Source organism: Allobosea sp. TAF32 (assembly GCF_052113585.1).
GTDB lineage: Bacteria > Pseudomonadota > Alphaproteobacteria > Rhizobiales > Beijerinckiaceae > Allobosea.
Genome location: NZ_JBFRDM010000008.1, coordinates 406310 through 418694 on the forward strand (window position 1 = coordinate 406310; position 12385 = coordinate 418694).

The window sequence follows — 12385 nt, forward strand, 5'->3', positions numbered from 1 at the left end:
TAGATCGTCTGCTTCGTTTTGTTCAGCCGCCACCAGAACCCGCTTTCCATTCCCGTTTTTTCGATTGCCCGACACCGGAAACATGATGCGCGCCGCTCGATTTCGCCATGCCCTCCTTCGCCCGGTCCACCTGCGCAAGGCTCTTGCGGGTGTCGCACTGGCGTTGAGCCTCGGCCTCGCCGCGCCTGCCTCGGCCCAGCAGCGGCCATACCTGCTCTGGCTCGATGGCTCCAAGCTCGACATCGCGCATATCATCGGCCTGCCGCCGGCGCAGAACAGCCCGGAAGCCAAGACCGAGTTCGAGCAGGTGCAGCAGTTGACGCTCAATCGCACGCCCGAGCGCGAGAAGCAGGCGATCGCCGACCAGCGCCAGGGGCTGGTCAACTTCCTGAACGGCATGGAAACGAACTATGTCGACAACACCCACCGCGAGGTGCGCCTGCTGTTCCGCGAGGCACAGGTCGAGCTCGGCATCCTGCTGAAGAGCGTCCACCGCCTGACGAGCCGCACGCGCCCCTTCCAGCTCTGGTCCAAGGTGCGCGTCAAGCCCTGCCCCGGCGCGCGCCCGGAGGGTACCTCCTTCCCTTCCGCCCACGCGGCGACGGCTGCGCTCTATGCGGAACTGCTCAAGGCGGCGGTCCCCTCGATGGCCGACAAGCTCGAGGAGCGCGTGAAGAGCTATGACGAGAGCCGCCTGATCTGCGGCTTCCATTTCCCAAGCGATCTCGTCGCGGGCGACAAGGTCGGGCGCGCCGTCGCCAAGGCCCTCTTGGCTGAACGCGCCTTCAAAGCCCGCTTCGACGAGACGATTCCGGAGATCAAGGTCGCCTTCGGCGTGAAGTGATCAGGCGGCGGCCTCGCGCCGGCGCGCCTCGATCTGGTCGATCGCATCGACCACCGCATCGAAGGTCAACATCGTCGAGGCATGGCGCGCCTTGAAGTCACGCACCGGCACGAGCACGGCAAGATCGGCCCATTTGCCCTCCGGCGGCTCCGCATTCTCCTTCAGGATGGCGCGGGCCTGCTCGCGCACCCGGCGCAGCTCCTCCGCCGTCGAACCGACGACATGCCGTGCCATGATCGAGGAGGAGGCCTGTCCGAGCGCGCAGGCCTTTACGTCATGGCCGAAGCCGGTGACGACATCGCCCTCCATGGTGACATCGACTGTCACGGTCGAGCCGCATAGCTTCGAATGAGCCCGCGCCGTGGCGTCCGGAGACGGCAAGCGTTGCAGCAGGGGGATGTTGGCGGCTAGCGAGAGGATGCGCTTGTTGTAGACGTCGTCCAGCATGGCTTGATCTCTCGCCGATCTGGAATGACCGGCCTGGAGATCCAATATAGGGTTGATCGCCGTAAAACGGGAGGGCATGGACACCTCTTCCGCCAGTGGGCGTGAAACTTGTCGCAACGGCCTCGCGGTCGCGGTCGCTTGGCCGCCGGGCGCGTGGCCTCCATCGTCCCAACGGGAGGCACCACATGATCCCTGTGGTTAAGTCCTTGTCCGTCGAGGGGGCCGTCGGCCCCTCCGCTGACAAGTTTCTGGTTCGCAAGCCAACGCGGGAAGAGGCCGAAGCCGCGGTCCGCACCCTCATTCTCTGGGCCGGCGACGATCCGTCGCGGGAGGGCCTCGTCGAGACGCCGCAGCGCGTCGCCAAGGCTTATAGAGAACTCTACAGCGGCTACGCAGAGGATCCTCATGACATCCTCGACCGCGTCTTCGAGGAGGTCGACGGCTACCAGGATATGATTCTGGTGCGCGACATCCCGTTCTATTCGCATTGCGAACATCACATGGTGCCCTTCGTCGGCAAGGCGCATATCGGCTACTACCCGTCGAAGGGCGTGGTCGGGCTCTCCAAGCTTGCCCGCATCGTCGACGTCTATGCCCGGCGCCTGCAGACGCAGGAGACGATGACCGCCCAGATCGCGGATGTGATCGAAGAGGCGCTGGAGCCGCGCGGCATCGCCGTCCTCGTCGAGGCCGAGCATATGTGCATGTCGATGCGCGGCGTGCAGAAGCAGGGCTCCTCGACCATGACGACGCAGTATCGCGGCGTCTTCCGCGATGATCCGGCCGAGCAGGTCCGCTTCTTCACGATGGTGAAGTCGCCTGGGCTGTAGCCCGGCGGTTGGCGCCACGCGGCCAGTTTCCTACAAGGCGCGTCGGATGACGCGCCTTTTCCACGATGGAGCCGAGATGAGCCTCTTCCCCGCCGCGGCCGACAGGCATGCCCTCGAGGAGGGCACGGTGCTGAGCCCCCGCTTCGACGGCAACGGCCTCGTGACGGTCGTTGCCACCGAAGCCGACAGTGGCGCGGTGCTGATGGTCGCGCATATGAATGCCGAGGCGCTCAAGCGCTCGATCGAGACCGGCGAGGCCTGGTATTGGTCCCGCTCGCGCCAGGAGCTCTGGCACAAGGGCGCCACCTCCGGCCAGATCCAGACCATCGTCGAGATGCGGGTCGACTGCGACCAGGATGCGATCTGGCTCAAGGTCAAGGTCGGCGGCGATGGCGGCTGCTGCCACACCGGCCGCTGTTCCTGCTTCTACCGGCTCCAGCCGCTGCGCGAGGGAGCCCAGAAACCGCTCCTCATCTGCGATTGAGGCGAACTTGACGCTCATGCGCATCGGCAATGCCGCCGGGGCACCTTCACGGTTTCGTCAAATGCAGACGATAATGGCGGCTGTCATGCCGTTCACCATTCGCTCATCGGCTTCTGAGACCCTAAGTCCATATGGAGGGATGGGTCCATGTTCTGGGACGATGCCGCGCGGCGGGCCTTTGGTCTCGGCGGAGGTGGTGCCGCAATGAACGAAATGCGTTCGATCGAAGACCAGCCCTCGGCCCTCAGGCCGAAGATCGGGCTGGCGCTCGGCGGCGGCGCGGCGCGGGGCTGGGCCCATATCGGAGCCCTCGAAGTCCTGATCGAAGCGGGCTTCGCCCCCGATGTGATCGCCGGCACCTCGATTGGAGCGGTGGTAGGCGGCTGTTTCGCCGCCGGAAAACTGCCGGAGCTGACGGAATTCGTCACCAGCCTGACCAAGCGCCGTATCGTCGGCCTGATGGATTTCCATATCGGCGGCGCCGGCCTGATCGCTGGCGGACGGCTGAAACGCCTGCTCGACCAGCATCTCGACGGCATCCGCATCGAGGAATTGTCGAATCGCTTCGTCGCTATCGCGACCGAACTCGGATCCGGCCACGAGATCTGGCTGAGGCACGGTCCACTGGTCGAGGCGCTGAGCGCCTCCTATGCCCTGCCTGGCGTGTTCGACCCGGTGAAGCTCGGCGGCCGCTGGTTGATGGACGGCGCGCTGGTCAATCCGGTGCCGGTCACGGCGGCCCGGGCGCTCGGCGCCGACATCGTGATCTGCGTCAACCTCAACAACGACCTTTCAGGCCGCGGCACGATCATCCAGAACCACGGCTCGGACCCCGATCCGCTCGTCCCGGAGTTGGAGATCCGCCCCGAGCCACGCTGGTTTGACGGCATCAGCGGCGCGGCCAAGCGCGTCCGCAACATCGTCGGCCGCCCGGCCGAGAACCGTCCCGGCCTGGCCGGCGTGATGATCGATGCCTTCAACATCACGCAGGATCGCATCTCGCGCTCGCGTCTCGCCGGCGATCCGCCGGACGTCATGATCGGCCCCAAGCTCGGCCGCATCGGCCTGTTCGATTTCCACCGGGCCGAAGAAACGATCGAGTTGGGGCGGCAGGCGGCGCAGCGCGTGCTCGACGATATCGCCGCCCTCGTGGCCGCCAACCATATCGCGCCCTAAAACCGAGCCGGGCGCGCTGGGTCGCCACGTGTCCAACCGGGCGCAAAGTGGCGATCTATCCTCCCGGTTTGGCATCGGGTTTTCCCGAAAGGCGGCATCCGCTTTTCGGTTCGATGCGATACCCGTCAGGCCATCGCAATATAGTCGCGCATCGCCTGGCTTTCGGCCTCGATCGCTGCGACGCGATGCTTCACCACGTCGCCGATCGAAACGATGCCGGTCACTCGCCCGTTCTCGACGACCGGAACATGGCGGAAGCGGCCCATCGTCATGATCTCCATCAGTTCGTCGACGCTGGTCTGCGGCCGGCAGGTCACGACCTTTGAGGTCATCGACCGCGAGACCGCGCTCTCCAATGCCGTGGCACCATGCTCGCCCAATGCGCGGATGATGTCGCGCTCGGACAGGATTCCGACAAGCGCTCCGTCCGACCCCATGACGACCACGGCACCGATGCGCTTTTCGCTCAGCGTGCGGATCGCCTCGGCCAGCGTGCGGTGCGGCTGCACCGAAATGACCTCGCGCCCCTTGTCGCTCAGCAGCTTCTCGACATTCATGGAAGTCCCTCCTCGCAGGCGCGCCATCGCCGGCGCGCAGTTCCGCTGGAACCCCTCGAGCCGCCGCCAACCTCGCGATGCCGGATCGGCTCGAAGAGTGCTTCGCAATGATACGAGTGTGCGGGAAGAGCCCGGCGCAAGCAAGGCTCGCCAGGCCTTCGCCGACCGCCTTCCCTCCCCGATCGAAAGCCGCCGCTCAGCGCCTCAGCGTGCCGCGGTCGAGCAGTGGAAACAGCAGCAGCCCGACGACGAAACCGCCGATATGGGCCTCCCAGGCGATGCTCGTCTCCTCGCCGAGGATCGGCACCAGCCCGGCCCCGAACAGGATATTCGTCGCGAACCAGATGGCGATGAACAGCAGCGCACGGGAATTGCGCCAGAGCTCGCCGAGCGGTTCGGCAGGGATCGCACGCACCACCTCGTCATTGCCCAATTCGCCGAAGCGCAGGCCCGGAGCGAAGACGAAGCGGATTGCTGCGGCGGTGGCTCCGGAAACGCCGGCCGACGCGCCGACCAGCGGCAGGACGTCGAGATCGCGCGACCACCAGTGAAACAGCGCCCCACCGATCGTCGAAAGCGCCATCAGATTGAGAAAGCGGTTCGTGCCGAGCCGCCGCGCCACCGGGCTGCCGAACGCCGCAAGCCAGACCGCATTCGATATCAGGTGCAGCCAGGAACCATGCAGAAACCCGTAGGTCAGCAAAGTCCAGAGCCTGACGCCGCCATCGGCGAGCAGCAGCCGCACCAGCTGCAGCCGCTCGACCACATCCTGCCCCGCGGTGGATTGCGCCATCGCGCCGACCACGTCCTCCAGCCGCCCCGGCGACAGCCACAACGTCAGCCGCGCCGGCACGAAGGCCAGCCACGACATCAGGATGTAATCGTCATAGTCGGACAGCAGCGAACGCCCCGCCTGGATCAGCGTCAGAGCGGCGAGCAGCCAGACGACGGCCGGGGGCAGGTTGAACGCCGGCTCACGCGCCGGCCGGGGAGGATCTTGAAAAGCCATGCGGCGTCACACTTGCCGAAGCGTCCATGTCGCGCAAGCACCGGCTGCGCATGATGCAACGAAAAAGGGGAGCGGCTCGCGCCCTCCCCTTTTCCGCCGGCTGTGACGCCGCCCGGTTGCACCGGCCGGCAAGGTCACGCCCCCTCCACCTCGCGTTGCGGACACACTGAATGCCCGCGAATTCCGTGGCATTTTATACGCATTCTAGCGATCTTCCACAAAGGCAAGATTTGGTTAACCCTAACGTCCCCGCCCGCCTCCCCCGACTCAAACGACAGTGGCAAGACGGCATGACGAATGCGTCCTCGGTTCTCAGGGGAAGCGATTCGTCCCTCTTTCGAACGGTTCTGCGCCAATCTCGGTCGCCGCACCGTCCCGGGGGGACGCAGCCGGCAGCATGGGCGCAGGATGAAAAACACAAGCACACGTCTGGTTTTCGAGTATTGGGACGCGCTGCGTGGCGAACGGGCCGCGCCGGAGCGCGGCGAGATCGAGCCCGGAGCGTTGCGTCATGCGCTGGCCGATACCTTCGTGCTGGAGAACGAGCCCATCGGCCCTGTCTTCCGGCTGGCGGGAACGCGCCTGTGCGCGTTGATCGGCCACGAGCTGCGCGGACGGGCTTTCACGGCACTCTGGCCGGATGTCGAATCGCAAGGCGACATGCGCCGCCTCGTCCAGACGGTGATGGACGAAAGCGCCGGCGCCGTCGCCGGCCTGTCCGGGGAGACCAGGTCCGGCGCGCCGATCTATCTGGAGTTGCTGCTGCTGCCGCTGCGCTATCGCGGCCGCACCCATGCCCGCATCCTCGGAGCCCTTTCGCCGGCGGTCTCGCCGGACTGGCTCGGCCTCGATACCGTCGAGTCGATGCGCATGATCTCGCTGCGGATGCTCTGGCCCGCCGCCACCTCGCGTCCGGCCGCAACGCCGCGCCGGGCGGAACCGCCGCGTCTGGTCGTCCTGCCCGGCGGGCGGGCGTGATCGGAACGATCCGTTAACCAGACCGCGCCTACGATCCGCCCGAATCCAGGTCGGTCATTGATGCTGAGCGCGCTCCACACGCCCCGAACGGCTGCCATTCCTGCTGAACGCAGGCGGCATCACCGTATGAAGGTCGTGCTGCTGGGCCGCTACATGCTGCCCAACCGCATGGAATATCCCTGCCAGACGATCGATATCTCGCCGGGCGGCGTCCACCTCGCCGCTCCCGCCAAGGCCAAGCCCGGCGACCGCGTGATCGCCTATCTCGAACATCTCGGACGGATCGAGGGCACCTGCGTCCGGACGACGATGGAAGGCTTCGCGATGACCGTCACCGCGACAAGCCGCAAGCGCGAGAAGTTCACGGCCCAGCTCACCTGGCTCGCCAACCGCGAGGAACTCGGCCTTCCGGAAGATCGCCGGCATGAGCGTGTCGTGCCGCGCAACCCGCGCTCCATTCTGATGATGGAGGACGGTCTGGAATTCGTCGTCCGCATCGTCGACATCTCGCTCTCCGGCGCCGCCTTTTCGAGCGATCTCGATCTGCCGATCAATACGCCGGTGCGGATCGGCTCGACCCCGGCGCGGATCGTGCGCCGATTCGACGGCGGCTACGCGGCGGAATTCCGCTTCCCGCTCTCCGCCGATCTGCTCGACGAAAACCTCGAGCTCTGAAAGCCGGCCCGGCCGGCCACGTCGGGCAAACTGCCTGAGCCCCTGAATCGGCATCCCCGCACGGCTGCGTCGCGCCGCGCTCCGACCTCAAGTGAATCGCCAATGCCGCAGCAACCTCGCGGCCAAACGCACGCCACTCGCGCACCGGAGCGCCGGTCCGACGGCGCTTGCCGCGATTAAGGGATGCGTAAGTTAACGGCGCACTACCGAACAACGAAGAATTAATGGTTAAAATCTCGTTGTGCGATTGATACGAATCGTTACTTCCTCGTTCGACCAAGATTGATGCTGATCTATTCTTCGCTCGCCGCTCGGCCGAATACATAAATTTGTACGTTTCCATTTCAGCCAGGATCCATTTGCCAGCACGCATCGTCAGCCCCGGGACAGAAAGGGGACGACATGCTCTCAATTCATCACAATCTGATTGGTACCGCACTGGCCGCTCTGGTCACGCTCGGTGGAGCAACCGCAGCGAATGCTCAGGGCTCGGTCGGCATCCCGGTCGCGAGCCTTCCGGCCGAAGCCTCCGGCGATGCCCGCGCGCCCTATGCCTGGACGGATTTCTGCAAGCGCACCCCGTCCGAATGCCGCACCGACACCCGCGAGCCGGAGCGCATCGAGCTGAACGCCAAGCTGTGGAAGACGATCGTCGCCACCAACAACAGCGTCAATCGAGAGATCGAGGCCGTCACCGACGACGAACATTGGGGCGTCGTCGACCGCTGGGATATCCCCACCGATGGCAAGGGCGATTGCGAGGACTACGCGCTGCTGAAGCGCAAGCGCCTTGCCGAGGCCGGGCTGCCGCGCCGCGCCATGCTCATGACCGTCGTGATCGACGAGGAGAATGCCGGCCACGCCGTGCTGATGATCCGCACCGACCGCGGCGACTTCGTGCTCGACAACAAGCGCAACGCGATCCTGCCCTGGAGCCAGACCGGCTACGTCTACGTCAAGCGCGAGTCGCAGTACCGCACGGGCTGGACCTCGCTCGGCGGCGCTCAGACTCCGACGGTCGCTTCGGTGCAGCGTTGATGAAGATTCCCGCGACCAGGATGATGTCGCGGTAAGAGGACGGCGAGGCTCGGTCACGTCCCCACCCACCCGTCCCCAAGGATCGGGTTTCGCCAGGGCCGGCTTTCCTCCCCGGAAGGCCGGCCCGCTTCTTTTCGAGGACGAGCCGTGACGTCGTGACGAGCGCCCGGCGTGCGTCAATCCAGCCTTTCGAGCCCTGCTGCGAATTGCTGCCAGCGCCGCACGTAAGCCTGCGCCGAAGCGGTGATCCCGGCCGCCGCCTTGTCGTCCAGCGTCCGCACCGCCCGCGCCGGCGCGCCGACGATCAGCGAATTATCGGGAAATTCCTTACCCTCGGTCACCAGCGCATTGGCGCCGACCAGGCAATTGCGGCCGATCTTCGCCCCGTTCAGCACGGTCGCGCCCATGCCCACGAGGCTGTTCTCGCCGATCGTGCAGCCATGCAGGATGGCGCGATGGCCGATCGTGCAATTGGCTCCCACGGTCAGCGGAAAGCCCATATCGGTGTGCAGTACGCAGCCTTCCTGGATGTTGCTGCCCTGGCCGATCGTGATCCATTCATTGTCGCCGCGCAGCACGGCGCCGAACCAAATCCCGACGTCGCCGGCCAGCCTTACGCGTCCGATCACGTGAGCATCGGGCGCCAGCCACCAGGCACCCTCGCCCGGCACGTCGGGTCTTGTTCCATCAAGCGCGTAGAGCGGCATGAGCGATATCCTCTCGGATCGCGGCGCGGCCTGGCGGACGCGGCAACGACGATCTGTGCAATGGTTATTACATCGGATTTTTCGAAAAGCGCATTCCGCCCTTGGGTCCGATGCGACCGGCCACCCGCGTTTTGCAGGCGCCCCCTCGCCGTCAAGCGCCGAGCATGTGCAGGAGATCGAGCACCACGCGGCCGGACGCCATGCCCCAGACGGCCGCCGTCATGCTGGCCAGCATCACGAACATGAAGGGCCGCCCCTCGATCTGCCGGCCGCGCACGGTATTGCGCAGGATCAGGAAGGGCGCGCTGAAGACCACGACCGGCACGCTGGCGACGGCGGCGAGCCCTCCCATCTCGAGCAGTTTGAAATCGGCACGCTGCGCGGTGAACAGCTCGAACGCACTGGCCAGCAGCCCCGCGAACGCGAAGCCGATCAAAAGCGACTGGAGCGCTTCGAGCGCGGAAGGCTGGATGGTCACGAGCGCGGCTCTTCCCCGGAACGACGCGCGAGAGCCTGCCGCATGGTTTACGGACTGTGAAGACAAGTCTTTACCAATGGTTAACGATAGCGCCCCGGTTATGGTTTACGCGCCGTTAAGCCGGCGGTGATTCAGTGATGCCGAGCCGATCCAGGAGATCGGGCGAAGAGTATCCGGAATGACCGCGTCCCTGTCCCATCATCGGCCCGGCCAGCAGACCGCCAATCTGACCTCGATGGTGCGCACCCGCCTGCAGCGGCCGCCCGTGCTCTTGCCGCGAGCGGACAGTGCCCTGCTCAAGGCCGCGCTGCTGATCATGCTCGCGGGCGCGATGGCGACGGGGCTGGGGCTCTATCTGACCCATCGCCGCCCCGAGGAGCCCGCCGCGCTCCAACCGGCCCGCGTCGGCAATGTGGCCCTGCTGATTCCGAAGGATCTGACCGGTCTCGACGAGGACGACGACACCAGCCGTCTCGTCGGCATGGTCCGGCTGCGGCTCGACTGGCCGAATCTCGGCCCGGCGCAGCCGCAGAACAGAAGACGCTTGCTGGTCACGCTGAGCCCGCCCGACAAGGTCAATGAGCCGGCGCGCCAGCTCGCGACCTATGCCCGCTTCCTGACGCCGACCGTCTGGTCGAATCCCGGCGGGCTCGTGGTGCGCAGCTTCCGCAAGGGCTCGCCCTATGAGGGCGACGAGTTCTATGTCTCGGTTCCCGACGGGAAAGGCTTCGCCGCCCGCTGTCCGATCGAGACCGCCGCCCATCTCGACGAACCCTGCCGCATCACCTTCCAGCATCGCGGCATGGATGTGAACATCCGCTTCCCGCGCAGCATCATCGCCGACTGGGCGGTGATGCTCGGCGGTGTGCGGCGGACGCTCGACGGCCTGATCAGATAGCGCGACGCGCTCTCAGTCTTCCAGGTCGACGTCGAGGATCGCCATGGTGAAGTTGAAGGAGCGGTCGCCGTCCTCGTCATCGACATGGATGATGCCGATGAACTCCTCGCCCAGATAGACCTCGGCCGAGTCGGTCTTCTTCATGCGGGCGCGCACGCTGATCGCGTGGTTGTTGAAGGTGCGGCGCAGATAAGCCTCGAGTTTGGCGAGTTCTGTCTTGTCCACGATCGGGTCCTTTCGATTGGCCGGGAGCGATGCCACGACAGGCCGTGAAGGGCAAGCGAAAGCAGCCGCCGCGCACATGGCCGTCCCACATCTCCACGGCTTGCCGGCCGCCAGCGGAATCGTGCGATGCTGGCGATCTGTTGCACTGGTGACGGATGCCAATCGATGAAGCCATGGCTTGCCCCCGCCCTCGCCTATGTCGCGAGCTGGCTCGAATTCCAGCGCCGCTACCATGACCAGCCCGGCTGCGCCTTCGCGATCGCGAATGGCACCGATATCGTGCTCGAAGCCGCCTTCGGCAGCGCGGACCTCGCAACCGGCGAGGTGCTGACGTCGCGGCACGGCTTCCGCATCGCCTCCCACTCCAAGAGCTTCACCTCGGCCGGCATCCTGCGCCTGGTCGAGGAAGGCCGGCTACGGCTCGACGACAAGGTCGGCCGCTTCGTCGACGGCCTCCATCCCGCGATCGCCGACGTCACCGTCGAACAGGTGCTCTCCAACAGCGCCGGCCTGACCCGCGACGGGCCGGACAACGGCCAGTTCCTCGATCGCAAGCCCTATTGCAGCAAGGCGGAACTGCTCGCGGACCTTGCCGTGGCTCCGGTCTATCCCGGCTCACAGCGCTTCAAATACTCCAATCACGGCTTCGCACTGCTCGGCCTCGTCATCGAGGCTGTGACCGGCCTCAGCTACAGCGAATGGATCACCGACGAGGTCGTCGCCAAGGCCGGGCTGCTCGAAACCAAGGCCGATATCGATCTCTGGGGGCACCGCCCGATGGCAAGGGGCCATAGCGGCAAGCAGCCACTCGACCAGCGGGTCGTCATCCCCGCGGACAATCCCGGCCACGCCATGACCTCGGCCGCGGGTTTCGTCGCCACGGCCGCGGATGTCGCGCGCTATTTCGCGCAGCTTTCGCCGAAGGCCGAGACCAGCATACTCTCGGCCCTCAGCCGCCGCGAGATGACGCGGCGGCTCTGGCAGGATGACGAAGCCAGCCTGGGCCGCCATTACGGCCTCGGCACCATCTCCGGCGGCGAAGGTAGCTGGCGCTGGTTCGGCCATTCCGGCGGATTCCAGGGCTTCATCACGCGCACCTGCGTCTTCCCGGAGCAGGACCTCACCGTCGCAGTCCTGACCAATGCCATCGACGGGCTGGCGCATCCCTGGCTCGATGGCGTCGTCCATATCCTCAGGACCTTCGCCGAGAGCGGCGCACCATCGCCGGAAATGCGGGATTGGACCGGCCGCTGGTGGACGATCTGGGGCGCGAATGACCTTGTTCCGGTCGCCAAGCAGGTGCTGGTGGCCGCACCGGCCCTTCTCACGCCCTTCCTCGACGCCGCCGAGATCACGCTGGAAGGGCCCGACCTTGGGCGCATCACCCACGCCTCCGGCTTCAGCAGCCCCGGCGAAACGGCGGAACTGCAGCGTAATGAAACGGGCGCGGTGGTATCCGTGCGCCTCGGCGGCGGCCGCCTCGTCCGCGAGGAGGAGATGCGCGACGAGATGCTGGCGCGCTATGGAGCAGCCGGCGGCGCCTGACAGCGCCCCCACCCCTCCCGGCGTGCGTCCCGCGGACGGGGGCAGCCACGCCTCGGCGATAAAGCACTTCGCCGCGCCACCCGCCACGCATTCGCCGCCTTTGCGCCGCATTTTAATTGCGAGGGCCGGCCGATGCGTGTGATCGCTTCATTCGCCGTGGCGGCTTTGCTTGCCGTGGGAGCGACGTGCGCTCACTCTCATCAGGCGCCAAGCCGCTGGGACTACCCGTTCTACTGCTGCTCCGGCGCCGACTGCGCGCCGCTCGAGCCTGAAGCCGTGCGAGAAGTCCATGGCGGCTTCGTCGTGATTGTGCGGCCGGGGGAGCATCCGATGTGGCCGAAGGAGCGCCGCACCACCCTGAGGCTCGAAATCCCCTATGACAAGGCGACGCCCTCGCCGGACGGGCATTGGCATCTCTGCATCAACGATGCGGGCGAGTTGCTCTGCTTCTTCGCGCCGGCCGGCGATTCCTGACGGTCACGGCATCGGACCGA

Annotated in this window: 16 protein-coding genes; 10 read left to right on the forward strand and 6 right to left on the reverse strand. The window is 66.1% G+C overall.

Translation table 11 applies throughout. The features are described 5' to 3' along the window. Positions 1–82: 82 nt before the first annotated feature. A complete protein-coding gene (locus tag AB4Z16_RS19110) occupies positions 83–844 on the forward strand; it encodes a phosphatase PAP2 family protein (RefSeq protein WP_441512922.1) in 762 nt (253 codons plus the stop codon). On the opposite strand, the gene AB4Z16_RS19115 is transcribed toward AB4Z16_RS19110, so the two are convergent. After that, positions 845–1291, reverse strand: coding sequence for an iron-sulfur cluster assembly scaffold protein (locus AB4Z16_RS19115; RefSeq protein WP_441512923.1), 447 nt, complete (start codon positions 1289–1291; stop codon positions 845–847). 185 nt (positions 1292–1476) lie between these two features. On the opposite strand from AB4Z16_RS19115, the gene folE reads away from it, so the two are divergent. The 3 genes from folE (at position 1477) to AB4Z16_RS19130 (ending at position 3781) form a co-directional block, all read left to right on the forward strand. Continuing rightward, on the forward strand, positions 1477–2121 hold the full coding sequence (folE, locus tag AB4Z16_RS19120) for a GTP cyclohydrolase I FolE (RefSeq protein ID WP_441512924.1): 645 nt from the start codon (positions 1477–1479) through the stop codon (positions 2119–2121). A 76-nt stretch (positions 2122–2197) separates the two neighbouring features. Continuing rightward, complete coding sequence (gene hisI / locus AB4Z16_RS19125; protein ID WP_441512925.1) at positions 2198–2605, forward strand: phosphoribosyl-AMP cyclohydrolase; 408 nt, start codon at positions 2198–2200, stop codon at positions 2603–2605. Positions 2606–2809: 204 nt separating this feature from the next. Continuing rightward, positions 2810–3781 (forward strand): patatin-like phospholipase family protein, encoded by a 972-nt coding sequence (locus AB4Z16_RS19130; RefSeq protein ID WP_441512926.1) that lies wholly within the window; start codon positions 2810–2812, stop codon positions 3779–3781. A gap of 125 nt (positions 3782–3906) precedes the next feature. On the opposite strand, the gene AB4Z16_RS19135 is transcribed toward AB4Z16_RS19130, so the two are convergent. Next, positions 3907–4338 carry a CBS domain-containing protein gene (locus AB4Z16_RS19135; RefSeq protein ID WP_441512927.1) on the reverse strand — a complete coding sequence of 144 codons (432 nt, stop codon included), beginning with the start codon at positions 4336–4338 and terminating at the stop codon, positions 3907–3909. Positions 4339–4534: 196 nt separating this feature from the next. Next, complete coding sequence (locus AB4Z16_RS19140) at positions 4535–5347, reverse strand: rhomboid family intramembrane serine protease (RefSeq protein WP_441512928.1); 813 nt, start codon at positions 5345–5347, stop codon at positions 4535–4537. Positions 5348–5755: 408 nt separating this feature from the next. On the opposite strand from AB4Z16_RS19140, the gene AB4Z16_RS19145 reads away from it, so the two are divergent. The 3 genes from AB4Z16_RS19145 to AB4Z16_RS19155 all read left to right on the forward strand — a co-directional run bounded on the left by AB4Z16_RS19145 (position 5756) and on the right by AB4Z16_RS19155 (position 8038). After that, on the forward strand, positions 5756–6325 hold the full coding sequence (locus tag AB4Z16_RS19145) for a PAS domain-containing protein (protein WP_441512929.1): 570 nt from the start codon (positions 5756–5758) through the stop codon (positions 6323–6325). A 60-nt stretch (positions 6326–6385) separates the two neighbouring features. Beyond that, positions 6386–7000, forward strand: coding sequence for a PilZ domain-containing protein (locus AB4Z16_RS19150; protein WP_441512930.1), 615 nt, complete (start codon positions 6386–6388; stop codon positions 6998–7000). 402 nt (positions 7001–7402) lie between these two features. Further along, positions 7403–8038, forward strand: coding sequence for a transglutaminase-like cysteine peptidase (locus AB4Z16_RS19155; protein ID WP_441512931.1), 636 nt, complete (start codon positions 7403–7405; stop codon positions 8036–8038). A 176-nt stretch (positions 8039–8214) separates the two neighbouring features. Here the strand turns inward: AB4Z16_RS19155 and AB4Z16_RS19160 are convergent, their stop codons facing one another. Both AB4Z16_RS19160 and AB4Z16_RS19165 read right to left on the reverse strand, forming a co-directional pair. Further along, the gene (locus tag AB4Z16_RS19160; RefSeq protein ID WP_441512932.1) at positions 8215–8745 is read right to left on the reverse strand and encodes a gamma carbonic anhydrase family protein; all 531 of its coding nucleotides are present in this window, start codon (positions 8743–8745) and stop codon (positions 8215–8217) included. A gap of 151 nt (positions 8746–8896) precedes the next feature. Next, positions 8897–9223, reverse strand: a complete 327-nt coding sequence (locus AB4Z16_RS19165; protein ID WP_441512933.1) for a DUF6949 family protein — start codon at positions 9221–9223, stop codon at positions 8897–8899. A 178-nt stretch (positions 9224–9401) separates the two neighbouring features. Between AB4Z16_RS19165 and AB4Z16_RS19170 the strand changes: the two genes are divergently transcribed. Beyond that, positions 9402–10121: a hypothetical protein gene (locus AB4Z16_RS19170; protein WP_441512934.1), complete on the forward strand. Its 720-nt coding sequence runs from the start codon at positions 9402–9404 to the stop codon at positions 10119–10121. 12 nt (positions 10122–10133) lie between these two features. On the opposite strand, the gene AB4Z16_RS19175 is transcribed toward AB4Z16_RS19170, so the two are convergent. Continuing rightward, the gene (locus AB4Z16_RS19175; RefSeq protein WP_441512935.1) at positions 10134–10346 is read right to left on the reverse strand and encodes a DUF3126 family protein; all 213 of its coding nucleotides are present in this window, start codon (positions 10344–10346) and stop codon (positions 10134–10136) included. A 165-nt stretch (positions 10347–10511) separates the two neighbouring features. Between AB4Z16_RS19175 and AB4Z16_RS19180 the strand changes: the two genes are divergently transcribed. Continuing rightward, complete coding sequence (locus tag AB4Z16_RS19180; protein WP_441512936.1) at positions 10512–11891, forward strand: serine hydrolase domain-containing protein; 1380 nt, start codon at positions 10512–10514, stop codon at positions 11889–11891. A gap of 132 nt (positions 11892–12023) precedes the next feature. Beyond that, entirely contained in the window at positions 12024–12365 is a 342-nt protein-coding gene (locus AB4Z16_RS19185; protein WP_441512937.1) for a hypothetical protein, read from the forward strand. The last annotated feature ends 20 nt before the right edge of the window (positions 12366–12385 follow it).